This is a genomic window from Paenibacillus sp. Soil766, assembly GCF_001428105.1.
Classification (GTDB): Bacteria; Bacillota; Bacilli; order Paenibacillales; family NBRC-103111; genus Paenibacillus_E.
This window is the reverse complement of record NZ_LMSJ01000026.1, coordinates 13170-30281: the sequence shown is the minus strand read 5'-3', so window position 1 is coordinate 30281 and position 17112 is coordinate 13170. Positions and strand designations below refer to the sequence as shown.

Genomic DNA, 17112 nt, shown 5'->3' with positions numbered 1-17112 from the left:
ATAATCGTTATGATTCCAACTAACCATTCTTTCTTGCCACATTCTGTCCATCAACTAGATGATTCAGCATGCTGCTCTTTTCATTGGCAAGTTGACTGAAAATCCCCGTCTGAACAATGGCTCCTTGATCAATGACAAGAACTTGATCTGCATTCCGAATTGTTGATAAGCGATGGGCAATCACGATAATTGTCATTTTACCCTTTAACAAATCTAAAGCTTCTTGAATTTTCGTCTCATTATCCGTATCTAAGGCACTAGTCGCTTCATCTAATACAAGAATGGAAGGCTTCCGAAGTATAGCTCTAGCCAATACAAGCCGTTGACGCTCGCCTCCAGACAATCGAACTCCACGATCACCGATTGTTGTATCCAGACCTTGAGGGAGCTTAGCAACAAATTCGGCTGATGCTGAGAACGCAAGCGCCTCATGAATGTCATCTTCGGTAGCGTCTGGTTTAACCAACAGCAAATTTTCCCTTATACTTGCATTGAAAAGGAAGGGATCCTGCGAGACATAACTAATTGATGCACGAAACGATAATAAGAGCTCTTGTGTTAAAGGCACGCCATCAACCAAAACTTGTCCTTCCTCTGGCAGCATAAGTCCCATTAGGATATCGATCAATGTACTTTTCCCTGCCCCTGAACGTCCTACTATAGCAGTCATACGATTAACTGGGATTTGTAAGTTGATGTTTTGGAGTGCGTACATGGACTGTTTTCGGTTATAGCGGAAATACACTTGCCGACATTCTATGCTTTCCTTTAGATCAATGGTCTCGTCTGCAGATACAGCCTCATGCATAGTAAATTCTTGCGATTCTTTACATTCATCATGAAGCAATTTCAGTGCTGTGAAGGCAGGAACTGAAGCGGCTATGCTCTCCATATTCGATTGAATTCCATTTAAACGAGGCCACAACCTGGAAAAGATGAGAATAATTAATAATAACTGTTCTAACTGTGATTGAAAGATGCCAACCGAAAGGAAAATAAAAAGTGCAATAAAGAGTGCTGCTGCCGTCTGATACACGAACTGAGATGTGTTCTTCAATCTGACGTGTGCGAGCTGCTCTTGCTGTATTTGGCTATCGAGCTCCTTCATCCAGTTCATACGAGAATACTCTAGCATATTACTCTTAATGTCCTTTATTCCGTTTAATTGATCAGTAATACCTGCGAGATAATATTTCCCCAATTCCATGGTATGCTGCCCGATTACTTTGGATTTATGGACAAATTTTCTGAAAATGAAAGCTACAGCCAACCCGCAAACCAAAACAAAAATGGCTAACTTTGCAGATAACCAAAAGGCTAAACCAATTTGAAGCAAGGTGAAAATGAGTGAAGTAACCAGTTGTAATAAGGCATTAATCCCACCACTGACACCAGCTATTTCGGCGGTCAATGAATTGACATAATCTGATTTTCTTCTTTTCAAATGAAAGTCCCATTTTGCCCGCAACAATGAGCTAAACGTATCTAGTCTAACATGATGCATAAAACCTTGATGAATCTTCGTATTTCCTTCGGTAATTATCCATTTCATCACGCCTTGACCAAGTACAAGTAAAATATAAATCCCCAAAATGACTGTTAAGCCCCAGATACGTGGCAATTCTCGCAAAACATCTAATTTATCAGATATCGGAATATGCGTAACATTCAAATCAAAGATTCCGCTCATATTCAGCATAGGGATTAGCATAATAATACCAATTCCTTCAAATAGACTAATGAGGATCATGCCGAAAAGGCTTACATACAACTTTTTCCCGGTATTGTTATACAACCGTTTTGCCCAGTAAATAATGGATTTCAACGTACATCCCCTGTTTCTTTATTATGAATTAGCCCTTCTTTAACCATATGCTCTAGAAATGAAAGTACATGCCCCTCGCAAACGGATCGTTCAACATCATATTGTTCTATTAATTTATCGATGAGATGCTCTACTTTCATAGGTTCTTGAATTAAATCCCATATAATCCCACCAACTGATCCCAAATTGTAATATTTGCCATTTTCAATACTTAACATAACTTTTTCTCCACCCATATCACTTACGATATGCCCATCCTTTTGCACAACTTCTTGTGTGATATCAAGTGTCTGATTCGTTATCATGATATATTCCTCCTAGAGATTGTAGTCATTATGGCAGATACGAGATCTGGTGCTGTAAATTTAGAAACAGGACGTTCTAATCGGTATAGACTCAGCTTATTAACGAGTTTAGCCGTTATGTCAAAGTGCCAGGATGACAGGTTCAATCGATGAACTAAGAAATTACGAAATGTGTGATGATATAACATGGATAAGCCCTCTAGATTAGGAATCCGTTGAATGACAACTTGCTCCCCATCTGATTTGACTAATTCAAAAATTCCTGCAATGGGTACAGGCTTTGACTCAAAATTGGATGCAACTGGAATTGAAAATTTGGTTTCTCTTTTAAATAACGGGCGATAGCCAGCTGTTTCCATCCCAAAGTGTGCCATGCTTTCTTGCCACAGTTTCTGCTGCGGGTAAGAAGGTGTCACATAAGCCGTTTGATGATCTGATGAGAAGGAAATGGCAATGACATCATCGCTTAATAAAGGATATCCGTCTTTCATAATGGCTGATGCAAGCGTAGATTTGCCAGCTCCTGAATCTCCAACAATCGCGTAGGCATTTCCTTCAATAACGACTGCACTGCCGTGTAAAGGGAGAATTTTCCTTTGAAGCAATAGCGCTCCCATACAAGATCCTAATATATAAAGCCTAATTTCATCCTTGTCTGAGCCAATGGCGGGTGAAATGAGTATTTTTTTTCCATGTTCAATGCAAAATATACCTAAATGAGGGATTTGAAAAATGACTCTTTCCTCACGTACTGTATATTTTCCAAGCACCGCTTCCATGTTATCCCATAATTCTGTTAAGTCGGAAATCTCGATGCTGATATCAGGCGATCCCTGAATATCATTTACTTGTTCTAACTCGGGTAGGTGAATTTCACTTACCACGGTAAATCCGAAGGCTCGATAATAGTTGTCTTTTACGGAACTTTGCATTATTACCCACTCCAAGCTTTTTCATGTAGGACTTTGCACAAACAATTACATTCTTAAATTTTAAAAAACGAGCCCTCATACTTTCCAGTATAAGGGCTTTTAACACAGGAATTATAAGTATCAGATAACTTGAATCTAGCTTGGTCCCATAAGGTGTTCTGTGTTATTAGTGTCCAAGAAGTCCCGCTGTTGATCCGGAAATCCTGTCATAGTCATTTTCACATCAAGTACTTCTAATTCTGGTTTTTCCCATGTTTTGTTCATATACTCACCTCCCTTCAAGCATTTTTTTGTAAGAATCTGTACATAATTAAACTTCGCATTAGAATGCTATAATCTGCGTCGAATGGATTATTCGGCCGCGAGATACCCTCGATTCTAGCTATCGCTTCTTTGACAACCGGAATGTTAATGTACGACGAGATTTGCGGGTCATTAACAAGCTGCTGCAATTCCTGAATAAAAGAATCCCAGGCTGGCGCCATGCGATGAATACCATCAGCCCCTTGAATACCCCGAATTCGTTGATTCAATCTCACTTGATCCGGCAGTAATCCTTTGGTCGATCTTCTGATTAAGGCACGATCCATGCCATCTTTCACCGTTTGATTCTCAGGAACGGAGAGACAGAACTTGATCACGCGCAAATCATTCGTTGGATCTCGATTCCAGACTGAGTAGCGTAGTGATGATTTCGTACCACAAGTACCATTTAGATTCCATACGAATGTTTGTTCAAAGTGCTTTTTTCTAGTCTCAAAGATATTGGATGGACTAGCAAACCCATTTGAATCGATATCGTAGGCCTGCAGCTTCTTGTAAACATCTGTTCGCTCAGCAAGATCAGGATGAATCAACTTTGGGAAGTGATACTCCATTTGCTGTCCATTCCCGCGAACCATGAAAGGATATGCCTTTTGAGCGATAGCCTTCATGAACCTTGTTTTTTTCACACCATTGTTAGCGCTATACATTTCCATTTCCCTAAAAAGGCGGATCCATTTCATTTCTTTTAATAGGGAAGCATAATGGGACAAGGCAGGTCCCCACGAGATTGTATTGTTTCCTCTGGCACCACTTAAGAGTACCCCTACACCTTGCTTCTGCGCTTTTTCATAGATGCCATTTATCCAGTAGGAATTCTCAAATATTTTATAGGGCATTTCAAGCATCTCAAGCCAGTCATCTACTTCGGTTAATGCACTTTTCCCTTTAAAGTCCAAATAGTTATCCGTAATGTTCCCAACATGATTGACAGTCGAATGGATGTACGGTCTTTCGTCCGCTACTTTACTCTTAGGTGTCCAATCGATGTAATCTTCTACTGGAATGTAACTATACGTATGTAATTTACTATTTTGCTTATTTAATTCTCTTGCCGCCAAGCTAACGATCGTGCCTGAATCAAGTCCTCCGCTTAAGAAGGCTCCAACTTGACGATGTGTTCGCAGCCGCGATTGGATCGCTTGTTGAAACACATCCAAGAACGCCTCTTCATACTCTTTATCTGACTTTAACTTCAATCGTTCTTCCTGTTGCGTGATTTTGCAATATCTCGATACAGTCACTCTCTCACCGGTGATCGAAATGGAATGGGATGGAGGTAACTGTTGAATGTCTCTAAACACTGTTGACGTATCATCAACGCATTCGATTACACCTGGATTTGCCAAGTATTCCGCAATCCAATGTTCGTTAATATTTTTATTCACCTGGGATAAGCTTAACAAAGGCTGAATCACCGTACAGAATGCGAAACGTTCCTTGTTACAATGATAGTAAAGCGTGCGGCTGCCCGAGAAATCTCTTGCACCAAATAGCAGCTGATTTCTCTCATCCCATATCATAAATGCGAAGTCACCAATTAAATACTTAGGCGCATCCTCGCCCCATTTGCTATAAGTTAGTACAATCAACTCGCTGTCTGTCATCGATTTCTGCCTACTCGCTTCTATATTTAGAAGCTGGAACAATTCATCACGGTTATCAATAATCGCATCAGCGGCTACTACTAATCGCCTTGCTGAATCATAGTATGGATTGCGTTCCCCCACTGATTCTGGTGTAATCCATTGCGAATGGCAGCCAAGAAAAATTTGCTGATCGTACCAGGTCCGAACATCATCAGATGGATACTTCTGTAATCCTTGCATTAATCTTTGGCCATATTCAGTACTCACATGCGCTTGATTGAAGTGATAGATCCCCGTTATTGCACTCATACTTTCCCTCCACATAGCCAAAACTCAAAGATGGTATTTCCGGTGTATATTCTTATTAGAGAACATTTAGTGATGACTTTTTCAAATAAGGAATTCTCTTTAGCATCACTTATCGTTCTCTGAATGTTCTCTATTTACGCTCATGCCGTTCTTTATCAAGAACAATCTCAGAATATCATCTTCTATCTCCACTGTCAACTGCTTATTAAAACTTTTTTATTCTGCTAGAAATCCTTGAATTTCCCAAGTTAGAGAGGGCGTGGATCAGTGCCGCCCATGTATGCGACGCCGAATCAAAGTTGAAAAATTTATTATTAATCTTATTCGCTAATGCCACCAAATAAGGGCTGCCAGACGCACTACTCGCCTTCTTATAAGACACAGGAAGTTCTTTGAAATCCCCTAGATGTGGGAAATGAACGTACACTTTGATTAGCGTGCGGTGTAATCTTTTTAGTGTTTGATGTGAAGCAGCATCCTTGAAGAGTACATCAAAGTTTATTGCCTTATGATGACGATGAATCAATTGCATAATGTCCATATAATACTTAGGTGAATCCATATAATGACTCCAACCGTGCAAGCAAATCATATAGAACGTATGATAGACGGAAAGTTCCTTCACGTACTGATAAGAGGCGAATGGCGTCGCATGCTCCCAGAATTCCCTCATATTAATATTGGACGTTTGTTCCACAAGTACATTCCAATGCAGCTCAACGGTCAATGGAATCGGACTAGACGGCAATCGTTTGGAGAAACTCCAATGGAAGTGAGACGGAGACCTCATCTCCTCAATGACGAACCCGAGAGATTTCAGGCAATCAATCGCGGTATCCAAATCGGACTTCTGGATTAATACATCAATATCCGAAGTTGCTCGCGCGCCGAAATGGCCGAAATACTTCTCAGCAAATCGAACACCTTTTAACGGAATGACGGAAATACGCGATGCCTCGAATTGTCGAAGGATTTGGTCCTGTTGATTTTTGATAAAAAAATTCAGACACCGCGTCTCATCACACAGCTGTTTTAAACGTTCTTGAAAAAAAGTAGGAAACTGGGCCCATTTTCCTTGCTGATGGATCAAAGCGTACAGTTGTGAACCTATAGAAAATCGTTTGATTTCCTCCAGTGCGTTCTCATACAACTTCGTCTCCCCCGGAAGAGCAGCTTGCGGATCATACAACGCTTTGATCAAAGGCATCAGCATAGCCCCACTCTCCTCTCTTTGATTCCATCCCTTGCAAACGACGGTATACCCCTTCCTTCTGCATCATGTCCTCATGTCGCCCCATTTGCACAATTTCCCCTTGCTCCATCACGATAATATAATCTGCTTTGTGAATAGACGCTAGGCGATGTGTAATAATGAGCGTGGTCCGATTATGCATAAGGCGATCCAATGCCGCTTTCACATGATATTCCGTCTCGCTATCCAAGGCTGAGGTACCTTCATCTAATAATAGTATGGGTGCCTCTTTCAAAATCGCCCTTGCGATCGCCAATCGTTGTCGTTGTCCACCCGATAATTTCAACCCGTTTTCTCCAATCTCTGTATCATAGCCCTGAGGCAGCGTAGAAATATAGGTATGAATTCCAGCCATTTTCGTTGCTTCAACCATTTGGCGATCAGTAATATCGAGCCGTGCAACTAGCAAGTTATCTCTTATCGTACCGCTGAATAGCATCGTCTCCTGAGAAACATGGGCGAATAGACTTCTTCGCTCAGAAACCGACAGGTTTGAGATTTGGCGTCCATTAATGGCAATTTCACCCGTTTGCGGTTTGTAGAAGCCCTGAAGTAAATTGAATAACGTAGTCTTCCCAGCTCCGCTTAAACCAACTATGGCTACGATTTTCCCTGCTGGAATGTGTACATTCAAGTGTTCAAATAAATTGGCCTGCCCCTCATAGTGGAAAGTAATATCGTTGAAGGTAATAGAAGATACCAACGGTTCAACTCTCATCGCAGCTGGGAAATCATCGGATTCCACTTCGATCTCCAATACACGAAATATCCGCTCCATCGCCGACATCGATTTCTGTATACCAGCCCATTGCCCAGCGAACTCGGTTAATGGATACACCAAATGATTGACGAGATTGATGAAAGTTAATAAAGCTCCTACAGATAACAAACCAATGGAAATATAGTAGGAACCTAAGCACAGACTGACAAGAAATGTTATCGAAGCGGCTGCTTGACTTCCCACATAGAACCAGCCACGCAGCCTAGCATTGTTCAGTTCCAACGCATAGAGCTTCTTATTTTTAATCGCATATTTCGTGAATACTGCTTTCTCCATGAGGAAGGAGCGTATAACGAAAAAACCTTGGAATGTTTCATTTAGCAACACATTAAATTGAACAACCAAATTCTGAATTCGCCTATTATTATTACGCAGTAATATGCCAAAGATAACCCCAGAAACCATGGCCACCGGTGCTACAAATGTACATAAAAGCGCTAGTTTCCAATGAATTTGCAGTAAATAAATGAGAACAGCACCATAAATAAAAGGTAGCTTAATCAAATTTATTAGGCTGCTGCCAATAATACCATCCAGATTATGAATGTCATTCGTGAAATGAGCTAATAAATCACCAGAATGAATACGTTCTACTTGTTTACCTGGTAATTGTAAAATATGTTTGAAAAGTTGCTCAGAGAAGTCCCTTTTAACTGCGTTGGTGGCAATCGTCTCCCAAAGGGTAAATAGATAAGTGGAGGTAATGCTAATTAGAACAAGTGTGATACCAAGAGGTACTAACCATTTCATCCGTGTGATGTCACTATGAATTGCTGCATCTGTGATCGTTCCAAAAAACCATGAGAATCCAATAGTTAGCATAATTTCAATGAAGAGTAGGAGGAAGAGACCTATGTAAGGTTTTCGGTGTTGCCTGATATACGGCTTCAAAACTTTATACGTGCGGCGAGCTTCTTTCATTTTCAACAAACCATTCATCTCATCGACACTCCATACCTATTCTACGATTTCGCAAGTTTACTTCGAACCAAATAGAATTGAACTAACCGCGATAACTGAGGGAGTGTAAGTATAGCCCAGCCCCAAGTACTTGAAGCTAGATTCGTAAATTGAATAAGCCGACCATTGCGGTTTTTCCAAATGAGTCGTCCGATGATCTGATCCTGTGAAATCCATTCGTCATACGTTACATTCGTATCACCTTTGCACAGATAATGGGGTTGTTGATTGTTCATCACGATACGGGACAACCGATGGGCGATTAAATGACCGTGCCCGGCTCGAAATAAGAGAATATCTCCCTTCTTCAAGCGTGATGCTTCTACGCGGATAAACCTACAAATATCCCCCTTTTTAATAAAAGGATACATACTCATACCTTGCGCAGGCAGATCAATCCAACCTCGTTTCTCCATGGTTAGCGCAATGACCTGATCGATATCCTTATGATCCTGCAAGCTGAACAAGACCTCGATTCATCATATCATGCAAAAATAGTTCAACATCAGTTTCCACATCGCTATGAACCGACTGGAATTCATTGCGGACCGCATCGGCAATTGTATCTATGGTTTGTGCAGTGCCGAGCAGTGACCAGCAGAATCCACCCACACCATTTAACTTCGTTAACGTATACTCATCCGTATTAAGAATAATCCATTCCACATCAAGCTCAATAGACTCATAATTATTCATTCTTACATATTGTGTCATTACGAGATCAACTCCCAAAATGTATCATTTTTCTGAAAATGCAATTCGCAAATCGAGACTGCTCTGGCCAAATCCAGTAACATATGCAGGATATGAACCGTTTCTTCCATGCGGTGCGGCCAATAAAATACTTTATCGACGAGTTGGAGAAAACCATCTGACTTACTAAGTGCTACCATGTGATTAGAAGAAGATTGATTCAATAAATAAATTCCTGCAAGCGGACTCTTCTCTTTACTTCCTGATCGAGATAATTCGCTTCGAAAAGGTGAGTCAAACACTGTTATAGCATCTGGTGTAATTTTGACAATGGTAGCTTCATCAGAGAGAAGCTCACGAGGATCAGATAATTTCGCAGCGGTTGATTTGCCAGCGCCCGAGTGACCAGCGAACAAATAAGCCTTATCATTCTCGATCACACACGAGGAATGAATGAGTAGTCCCCACCCTGTATACACGAGAAATGAGCTGTACAGATTCATGAACGCATGCTTTAATGCCAATTCATTGTGCACAGAGATCGATGCTTCACGATAATCACTATCAACCACGATGAGGTAATCAGACCTCCGATAGACAATCTGATTGTTCTCTTCCTGTTTAATGGATACCTCGTAATTTACAAAAGGAACACCATACCCTTCATAAAGCCGAATCCTTAGATGCGGGGTATGCGGTGATGCGGGTATAATTGCGAAATTCCTTCGGATCCAATCTATGATTTTATTCGACTGGCTCTGAACTTGAATACAATGCTCACCAATGGTTGTATAAATGAGTTCCATACTTCTACTCCTCAAGACTTCAATAATAGGGGAGGCCAACTTGCACCATTCAGCCTTTCGTCGACCTCCACAGAATGACTATTCCTAGGGCTTACCATTTCCTTTTCCATTGTGCGGTCCTGTATAGGGAGGATTCGGATAGTTAATCCCACCATTACCTTTTCCAGGATGTTTCAGATTACCATGGCCTTTATTCCAACTTTGAGCGGTTTCAAACCTTACCGGTTGCTGGCTTAATACCATGGGTGGTGAATACACTTTTTGTTTCATAGACTCATTTTCCATCATTCTTCTCTCCTATCGTTTCACCGTTTGCATTAGTCTTCTTACTTCTCCGAATGGGGTATCGATCACTTCATAAAGTCGAAGGTTTAACGTACTTTCTAAGCGGTCTGCATCGAAACTAATGATTTCGTTGCCGCTCACCAGTTTTTTCTCATCTATGAACGAGAACACTTTCGACGCCATAATGCGATTCGACTCATCTGCTACCTCTACTCTCAGTTTGGAGAAGCTCTGATCCACGACAACTTCATCCTGCAGCTTAATATCAAAATCTAGACCCAACGTATAGGAATAATTAGCTCCTTTTCCTACATTGAAGCTAGTTGTCTTTGACGTGTCAATTAATTGGACATGGAATGGATAGAAAGCGAGGGTACCGTCAGTCGAATCCACAACCTTCGTCTTGAACGCGGCGATAGTGAAATTATACGGCTCAACCTTTTTGCCATCCAGAATCTCCATCGTTAGCCTCTCGCCTGTCTCCGAGTTTGGCACAATATACGTATAGTAGATAACGTAGCTAATATTAGGGATCAGCATATTTACCTTCGTGTCTTGCCTAGTTCCTGAGAACTTTTTGCCATTAGCAATCGTCAATACAGTTTGGAATGAAGGCACTGGGACGGAATCGCCACTTTTATTCAGCATTTTAAACTTGGCAACCACAGATTTGAAGCCGCCGCCTGCGCTCTCACTCATATTCAGATCTACCATGGATACCTCAATATCCGATTGGATCAATTGACTGATGGGATCGAACTGAATCGGTTTATTCAACTCATATGTCCCCGAAGGGCTCGGTAATCGTGTTGAATTGGTTGCTCCTACTAAATTGATCATCAGTCTGCCGATTGTGTAGGTGATATGCGTTTTATCATCTGCTACATACTCCTCCGGTGTTAGCACCGTTAAGTTCTTCAACTCGGATCGACTCTTGACCGGTATGGCATAATGCACATAATTTTTCTCACCTGGATCTAGAACCAACTCGTCTTGTTCCAGTCTTTCACCATTAAATACTTTATTCCCAGACTTCCCATTTATTCGAAAATCAGGTACGGTAATTGGCTTGTCTCCCATGTTGGTTGCAAGGAAACCGACTACCGTTTTGATCCCATTAGATGTATTCTGTTCATTCAAGCTCACAGGTTGATATTGGATTTGGTCCGTAAGCATAGGGATTGTGAATGTATCTTGCCACTGCTTGATTTGAGCAGGGTCTGAAAGATTCGCTTTATCCCCTTTCCACTCTAGATCTGTGATAGGCAAAGAGATAATTCGCTTCTCTTCCTTCGGATAGACGAATTCATCTACATCCGACCACGAAAGCTCATCTAAGGCAAATACGTCATAGCGATCTATAACATTCCAATAACTAAGCTCGATGGTTTCTTTCGGCTGAATATTTCTCGCATTCGCAAGACTAGGACGCATAATGTATTCCAAGCCCTCATTCGTTTTGACACGAACTTCATATTCAGGAACACCGACTAAGCGTTCTCCTGCGTTATAGTAACGAATAACAGCACCAATTTTAGTTCCCTCTGAAGTAGGTTCATTCAATACGCTTTTAACATCAACTTGCAGAGAATCTGTTAACTGGTAACGACTAAGTGTGTAGGATTGTGAATACTTCTCATCCGCAGCAACATGAAAGGATGCCGATGGAATGACCAGAGAGGCAGCTAGGATGAACATTATCGTTGTTTTTTTCCAATGAATTTTCAAATAAAGTCACTCCATTTTTATTTATTGCTCTTCAACTGCCGCTACTTGAACTTTCGCTTTATCCATTAATGCGCTAGGATTGGTTTTCACAACCATTTCGCCTTCCTTCAAACCAGAAAGCACCTCTTGCTTAGGTTCGTTTAGTCTGCCCAGCTGAATGTTACGTTTCTCAACGGTATCACCCGAGAGTACATACACATAAGCATTATCGCCTTCTCTAACAATGCTATAGGTCGGTACTGTCAACACAATCAGATCTTTCTCCTCCGACAGCTGAAGCTTCAACTTCATCCCTGGCTTCAAGAGAAGATCCTTGTTAGGTACTTCCAGATTAATTTCATACGCTTTCGATTCAGGATCGATAACTTTCGAGAGATAGCTAATAGCCCCTTGATACTTCGTTTTGTTGTTAGGAAGTAAGTACGACATCTCCGACTTCCCACTAGCTAGCTTCATCTCTTCATCTGATAGCTGGGACTTAATTTTAATAGGATCCAGCCTTTGAATCATAGCAATTTGAGCTCCTGCTTGAATGCCCATTCCCGCTTCAAATGGCATTTCTGTCATAAGCCCGCTGACGGTCGCTTTTACTTCAAGATTCTGGGACGATTGCTCAACCTGCTGCAGGGTAAGTTTTGCAGCTTTCAGTTGCGACTCCATTTCCATTGTCAGATCAATGGGGTCAAATGTTTGTAATTTAACCTTCATTTGATCTAGATCCATCCGAGCATTCATCATCTGGGTTTCCATTTGGTACAGCTGAGCTTTGGTTGCCAAACCAATATCAAAGTCATTCTTCATTTTATTGTAGCTGCGGAGAAGTGTAGCCATCCCTAGCTCCATTTTTTGAATGGAATTATTTAATTCAGATTTCTGAGCATCCGTTTCTTTTTGTCCTCTAATTCTTGCTTTTTCAATCGCGTCCTGCAGCGCTTTAACGTTTGCCACTGCTAGTTCACGTGCGGCAAGAATTTCGTTAGATTTTAACTTCAGAATGGTATCGCCTTCTTGAATCATGTCGCCACGCTTTTTCATGATTTGCTCGATTTCACCCGTTGTTTTAGCCATTATTTTAAATTGAGCAGAAAATTGTACTTCTGCCACACGCTCTGTCGAATCTCCGATTTTCTGTTTAATCACTTTGAACACTCTAACTGCTTGTTGCGCTTGATCCGTATAGACTGAAGTTGCGTCTGTATTCTCGATCGCTGTGTCCGAACATCCAGCCAAAATTCCAATACTGAGCATTAAAATAGAAGCAATTCTTACAGTTCGCGGCTGTGGCTTTCTTCTTTTTTGTCTCATTTGCTATAAACTCTCTCCCCTTACTTTATTTTTTCAAAAGAAGTGATTAGAGATAAGCATCTGCCTGGTTGTCTTTCACTTCATTGAGCACAACACCAATCAACTTTATATTCGCTAACATAAGCTCTTCTTTCACTTTCTTCGCAATGTCGCGTTTGACTTTGCCATGTTCTACAATGAGAAGGACACCATCGCTCTTGGACCCCATAATTTTGGCATCCGTAATTGTCAATAGCGAGGAGGTGTCAATGATGACAATATCATAGTTCTCTTTCAGCGTTGCGAGCAGCGTATCCATTAACTTAGAGGCTAACAAACCTGAAGGATTCTGTGTCCTGGATCCTGACGGGATTAATTCGAGATTCTCTACGATTGTCTCTCGCACCATTTCATTAATGGAAATCTGTCCTTCCAGATAGTTGGTTAACCCCTGACTAGGCTCAACGCCAAATACCGCGTGAATCGAAGGATTTCGCAGATCCGCATCTAGCAGCATAACCTTACTTCCAATCTGAGCATAAGCGACTGCTAGTTGAACCGCAGTTGTTGTCTTCCCCTCACCCCGACTTGCTGAAGTGATGGTAATGGTCTTGGCCTCACGACCAAATACCGAGCATTCAATATTAAATCTCAATGAGCGGTAAGCTTCTGAAGTAGAGGAGTTATGGAGAATTTGCTTCAAGGCGACTGATGTAGAATTAGTAGATAGTTTTCGCATATGGAATTTCCTCGGCTTTTTTACTTAATTTATTTTTTCGTTTCAATTTCATCTTCTTTGCTTTCGGTATGTAGGCTAAGGTAGAAGTTTCGAAAACTTGTCGAATATCCTCATCCGTTTTTAACGTATCATCTAACGCATCCAGCAGCAAAATGATACCAATTGTAGCAGCCATGGAAGCAACAAAGCTTAAGATGATATATTGATTCGACTTCTGATTCACAGGCGTAGGATTGTCCTGAACTTTGGCTCGATTCAGAATCGTAATATTATCCACCTTCATGATATGTGGGATTTCGGTTTGGAACACATCGGAGACCGCGTTGGCGATACCAACCGCTCTTTCATGTGAGAAATGTCTCACGACAATCGACATCACTTGCGTATCATTCAAATTCGTCACGTTGACGATTGAAATTAATTGATCCGTTGACACTCGTAAATCAGGATAACGTTGGACAACTTTGTCCATAATAGCTGGTGTTTTAATGATTTCTTTGTAGGTATTGATGAGCGCCATGTTCACTCCAATCGCACCATAATCGATCTGCTCCGTACCCAGTTGGTCCTGCTCAAATGTTTTATTCACGATTAATTTCGTTGATGCCTGATAAATTGGAACATAGTTCGAAGTTGTATACATACTTGTGAGGAAGGTACAAATAAAAACGACAATAACGATAAGCCACCATCGCTTCTTTATAACCATCAAATATTCCTTAAAATTAATTTCCATGATTCCCCTCCGTTAGAAGTCTGTTGCGACTTGTTATGATACTATTTGTATCTTAATTGTTACTCTTACTTTAAGATACTTTTCGTATCATGTCAATACAATATTATCGTTTTTAAGTTCCAAATCGTATCAATTTAAAACGAGCTTTAGAATGCAAAAAGCAGCGCTTCCTCCTAGAGGAAAGGCTGCTTTTACTTGATAAATCTCCTTGATTATCTCATTCCCATCGATGCTACGCGGACTGGCTCACCCGCACCTAATCTTGAAACTAGCAGCGCTTGCTGCAACAGCAAAGCAAGCAGCTTCCGCATGGAGCCAATACCGATTTTCCCCATAATATTGGCAAGGTGAATTTTCACTGTTTTCTCACTGATACAGCAATTTTCGGCAATTTCCTTATTGGTATAACCATATGTAGCAAGCAAAGAAACGATTTCGATTTCACGTTGGGTTAGACCATAGTTGGAATAAAATTGAAGTAATACGTCTGACTTTTCTGAGATCATTGGCTTCATATGACAACTTCCTTTATATGAATGTGTCTTTCTCGACTGAGATCAAGAAAGGAATTTTCGATTTTGACGAGCGGATGCGTATCATCTGTTGGATTAATATAGACGACTTCGCCCCAGCGGCCATCTGTGAGCAGCACTTGACGGCCTACTAGATTGCAAATGATATTTTGTAAAAAAACGGATACAATATGCGGATCTAATTCGCCGAAGAATCCTTTCCTTAAGCGACTGACGACTTCGTGAAAAGGCATCATTTCATGATAGGGCCTCTTCGATGACATCGCGTGGAATACATCTGCTACAGCTACAATACGGCTCATTTTATCCAGTTGACTATCCTGCAGCTGCAGAGGATACCCTGTGCCATCTGCTCGCTCATGATGCTGGAGGGCAACCAATGCTACACGATAGTTAATGCCTACTGTTTCACGCAGCATATTGTAGCCAAGAATCGTGTGTTTCTTAATTTCTTCATATTCTTCCGTCGTTAATTTGCCCGGCTTCATTAGAATTTCTTGAGATATTTTGATTTTGCCCACATCATGCATGGTTGCTGCTAAAGATAGAAGTGCGACTTCTGTCTCTGCGAGGTCCATCCATTTGCCAATAAGCGTCGAAAGTATGCCCACGCCAATATTATGTTGGTGGGTGTATTCATCCTTCGCTTTGACGGCTTGAAATAATTGAAAAAGATCCGGATTTTCTGCCGCTTGCTGGACGATAGGAATTAATTCTGATTTAATTTCAAGCAGCGGTATTTTCTTTTGCGTTTGAATACGTTCGAATAAGTCTTTGGCATATTCCGTCGCTTTTTGAACAAGACGATTCGCGTCATGAGCAGGTGGAGATTGCGTCTGGCCATCGGGCATAGTCGTGGTTACGATATCCATCGTATCAATGCGATGCTGCTTAAATAAGTCCAAATGCTCTTGATTGAGAACGGTATGGATAGGAACTAAGACTAGCCCATAGCTTGTTGTCACATCATATCTTAATCGTTTACCCAATAGGTCTCTCAAGAAATCCCGCTCCATTAATTTCAAAATCGTACCAATTTCTATTATATACGACATGTTACTTTGCTTATATGGGAATAATAACCTATATTTCGACAAAATAGTCTAGGTTAATTTTCCCATTCCTCCCTATTATAGCATTCCTAATAGGACTAGCGCTCCTTTACTTTTGTTTATTTTGTTATTTGCTATCCGTGACATCCGTCTATCCTCCTGCATATAGTAAGTATCGACAATCCGCTTTTACCTAAGGAGGACTTCACGAATGGCTTCGAACAAAAAACAAGAACTGCGCGATGTAGAGCTTGAAACGGAGATTTCACAAAGCGCGGCAACGGAATCCGACTATCCGACAGCTTATTATCCACAAGATACGCCATACCCTTACGGCTATCCCGTACCCCAATACTACGGCTGGGTACCCGCCTATGATCCACGTGGCCTAGGTGGCTTCGGCATCCCAGGCTTCCCAGGGACTGGCGGCATGATGCCTGGCTTCCCAGGTGGGCAAGGCGGTTTCGGTGGACCGGGTGGATTCCCAGGTGGACCAGGGTTCCCTGGCGGTCCGGGCGGTTTCCCGGGTGTTCCAGGATTTCCAGGTGGACCAGGCGGTTTCCCAGGTGGACCAGGACCAGGATTTCCACCTCCAGGACCAGGGCCAGGACCGGGGCAAGGCGGATATCAACCACCAACCTCAGCGCCACCATCCCAGATTCCCGCTAAGCCACTTAAAGCACCTGGTGTTTACGCTGTAGATCCAGGCGGTATCTCACGCTGCCTATTCAGATTCACATATATCTGGCAAAGCAATGGACAACAATACTGGTATTTCCCAGTGTTCGTTGGCCGGACATCGATTTCTGGATTCCGTTGGACCGGATTCTCTTGGATGTTCTTCGGGATTGATTTGCGCTTTATCGACTCCTTTACTTGTTAATTGCTTAATACAAATTAAACCAGTTAACATCCCATTTTGCGGATGTTAACTGGTTTTTTTGCAGAAAATAATCGACTTCCCCGCCCGCCGAGGTGC

18 protein-coding genes are annotated in these 17112 nt (G+C 41.6%); 1 reads left to right on the top strand and 17 read right to left on the bottom strand.

Annotation, left to right across the window (positions count from 1 at the left end; translation table 11 throughout):
- Positions 1-19: 19 nt before the first annotated feature.
- The 17 genes from ASG89_RS20610 to ASG89_RS20535 all read right to left on the bottom strand — a co-directional run bounded on the left by ASG89_RS20610 (position 20) and on the right by ASG89_RS20535 (position 16136).
- Entirely contained in the window at positions 20-1825 is a 1806-nt protein-coding gene (locus ASG89_RS20610; RefSeq protein WP_057312960.1) for an ABC transporter ATP-binding protein, read from the bottom strand.
- A complete protein-coding gene (locus ASG89_RS20605; RefSeq protein WP_057312959.1) occupies positions 1822-2130 on the bottom strand; it encodes a lasso peptide biosynthesis PqqD family chaperone in 309 nt (102 codons plus the stop codon). Before ASG89_RS20605 ends, ASG89_RS20610 begins: the two co-directional genes overlap by 4 nt.
- Positions 2127-3062 carry an ATP-binding cassette domain-containing protein gene (locus tag ASG89_RS20600; RefSeq protein WP_057312958.1) on the bottom strand — a complete coding sequence of 312 codons (936 nt, stop codon included), beginning with the start codon at positions 3060-3062 and terminating at the stop codon, positions 2127-2129. The genes ASG89_RS20605 and ASG89_RS20600 overlap by 4 nt, the downstream gene beginning before the upstream one ends.
- Before the next feature lie 135 nt (positions 3063-3197).
- Entirely contained in the window at positions 3198-3326 is a 129-nt protein-coding gene (locus ASG89_RS36530) for a paeninodin family lasso peptide (RefSeq protein ID WP_157276740.1), read from the bottom strand.
- 14 nt (positions 3327-3340) lie between these two features.
- Positions 3341-5284, bottom strand: coding sequence for an asparagine synthase-related protein (locus ASG89_RS20595; RefSeq protein WP_057312957.1), 1944 nt, complete (start codon positions 5282-5284; stop codon positions 3341-3343).
- Positions 5285-5489: 205 nt separating this feature from the next.
- Positions 5490-6497 (bottom strand): nucleotidyltransferase family protein, encoded by a 1008-nt coding sequence (locus tag ASG89_RS20590; protein WP_057312956.1) that lies wholly within the window; start codon positions 6495-6497, stop codon positions 5490-5492.
- Positions 6466-8256: an ABC transporter ATP-binding protein gene (locus ASG89_RS20585; RefSeq protein WP_063868047.1), complete on the bottom strand. Its 1791-nt coding sequence runs from the start codon at positions 8254-8256 to the stop codon at positions 6466-6468. The genes ASG89_RS20590 and ASG89_RS20585 overlap by 32 nt, the downstream gene beginning before the upstream one ends.
- Positions 8257-8279: 23 nt before the next feature.
- A complete protein-coding gene (locus ASG89_RS20580; protein ID WP_057312955.1) occupies positions 8280-8735 on the bottom strand; it encodes a signal peptidase I in 456 nt (151 codons plus the stop codon).
- Complete coding sequence (locus ASG89_RS20575) at positions 8722-8991, bottom strand: PqqD family protein (protein ID WP_057312954.1); 270 nt, start codon at positions 8989-8991, stop codon at positions 8722-8724. The genes ASG89_RS20580 and ASG89_RS20575 overlap by 14 nt, the downstream gene beginning before the upstream one ends.
- Positions 8991-9776 (bottom strand): hypothetical protein, encoded by a 786-nt coding sequence (locus ASG89_RS20570; protein ID WP_057312953.1) that lies wholly within the window; start codon positions 9774-9776, stop codon positions 8991-8993. The genes ASG89_RS20575 and ASG89_RS20570 overlap by 1 nt, the downstream gene beginning before the upstream one ends.
- Before the next feature lie 84 nt (positions 9777-9860).
- Positions 9861-10064 (bottom strand): hypothetical protein, encoded by a 204-nt coding sequence (locus ASG89_RS20565; RefSeq protein ID WP_157276739.1) that lies wholly within the window; start codon positions 10062-10064, stop codon positions 9861-9863.
- 9 nt (positions 10065-10073) lie between these two features.
- Positions 10074-11789: a hypothetical protein gene (locus ASG89_RS20560; RefSeq protein WP_057312951.1), complete on the bottom strand. Its 1716-nt coding sequence runs from the start codon at positions 11787-11789 to the stop codon at positions 10074-10076.
- A 21-nt stretch (positions 11790-11810) separates the two neighbouring features.
- Entirely contained in the window at positions 11811-13094 is a 1284-nt protein-coding gene (locus ASG89_RS20555; protein ID WP_057312950.1) for an efflux RND transporter periplasmic adaptor subunit, read from the bottom strand.
- 46 nt (positions 13095-13140) lie between these two features.
- On the bottom strand, positions 13141-13812 hold the full coding sequence (locus ASG89_RS20550) for a CpsD/CapB family tyrosine-protein kinase (RefSeq protein ID WP_082593473.1): 672 nt from the start codon (positions 13810-13812) through the stop codon (positions 13141-13143).
- On the bottom strand, positions 13793-14548 hold the full coding sequence (locus ASG89_RS20545; protein ID WP_057312949.1) for a YveK family protein: 756 nt from the start codon (positions 14546-14548) through the stop codon (positions 13793-13795). The genes ASG89_RS20550 and ASG89_RS20545 overlap by 20 nt, the downstream gene beginning before the upstream one ends.
- Before the next feature lie 212 nt (positions 14549-14760).
- Positions 14761-15063, bottom strand: coding sequence for a helix-turn-helix domain-containing protein (locus tag ASG89_RS20540; protein ID WP_057312948.1), 303 nt, complete (start codon positions 15061-15063; stop codon positions 14761-14763).
- Entirely contained in the window at positions 15060-16136 is a 1077-nt protein-coding gene (locus ASG89_RS20535; protein ID WP_235549854.1) for an HD-GYP domain-containing protein, read from the bottom strand. The genes ASG89_RS20540 and ASG89_RS20535 overlap by 4 nt, the downstream gene beginning before the upstream one ends.
- A 208-nt stretch (positions 16137-16344) precedes the next feature.
- Between ASG89_RS20535 and ASG89_RS20530 the strand changes: the two genes are divergently transcribed.
- Positions 16345-17016 (top strand): hypothetical protein, encoded by a 672-nt coding sequence (locus ASG89_RS20530; protein WP_235549853.1) that lies wholly within the window; start codon positions 16345-16347, stop codon positions 17014-17016.
- Positions 17017-17112 lie beyond the last annotated feature (96 nt).

What these genes read in the sequence shown, in the direction of transcription:
- ASG89_RS20600 (WP_057312958.1), bottom strand. Translation starts at nt 3,062, where the DNA reads ATGCAAAGTTCCGTAAAAGACAACTATTATCGAGCCTTCGGATTTACC.
- ASG89_RS20605 (WP_057312959.1), bottom strand. Translation starts at nt 2,130, where the DNA reads ATGATAACGAATCAGACACTTGATATCACACAAGAAGTTGTGCAAAAG.
- ASG89_RS20550 (WP_082593473.1), bottom strand. Translation starts at nt 13,812, where the DNA reads ATGCGAAAACTATCTACTAATTCTACATCAGTCGCCTTGAAGCAAATT.
- ASG89_RS20540 (WP_057312948.1), bottom strand. Translation starts at nt 15,063, where the DNA reads ATGAAGCCAATGATCTCAGAAAAGTCAGACGTATTACTTCAATTTTAT.
- ASG89_RS20590 (WP_057312956.1), bottom strand. Translation starts at nt 6,497, where the DNA reads ATGCTGATGCCTTTGATCAAAGCGTTGTATGATCCGCAAGCTGCTCTT.
- ASG89_RS20595 (WP_057312957.1), bottom strand. Translation starts at nt 5,284, where the DNA reads ATGAGTGCAATAACGGGGATCTATCACTTCAATCAAGCGCATGTGAGT.
- ASG89_RS20530 (WP_235549853.1), top strand. Translation starts at nt 16,345, where the DNA reads ATGGCTTCGAACAAAAAACAAGAACTGCGCGATGTAGAGCTTGAAACG.
- ASG89_RS20585 (WP_063868047.1), bottom strand. Translation starts at nt 8,256, where the DNA reads ATGAATGGTTTGTTGAAAATGAAAGAAGCTCGCCGCACGTATAAAGTT.
- ASG89_RS20575 (WP_057312954.1), bottom strand. Translation starts at nt 8,991, where the DNA reads ATGACACAATATGTAAGAATGAATAATTATGAGTCTATTGAGCTTGAT.
- ASG89_RS20545 (WP_057312949.1), bottom strand. Translation starts at nt 14,548, where the DNA reads ATGGAAATTAATTTTAAGGAATATTTGATGGTTATAAAGAAGCGATGG.
- ASG89_RS20570 (WP_057312953.1), bottom strand. Translation starts at nt 9,776, where the DNA reads ATGGAACTCATTTATACAACCATTGGTGAGCATTGTATTCAAGTTCAG.
- ASG89_RS36530 (WP_157276740.1), bottom strand. Translation starts at nt 3,326, where the DNA reads ATGAACAAAACATGGGAAAAACCAGAATTAGAAGTACTTGATGTGAAA.
- ASG89_RS20535 (WP_235549854.1), bottom strand. Translation starts at nt 16,136, where the DNA reads ATGTCGTATATAATAGAAATTGGTACGATTTTGAAATTAATGGAGCGG.
- ASG89_RS20565 (WP_157276739.1), bottom strand. Translation starts at nt 10,064, where the DNA reads ATGATGGAAAATGAGTCTATGAAACAAAAAGTGTATTCACCACCCATG.
- ASG89_RS20555 (WP_057312950.1), bottom strand. Translation starts at nt 13,094, where the DNA reads ATGAGACAAAAAAGAAGAAAGCCACAGCCGCGAACTGTAAGAATTGCT.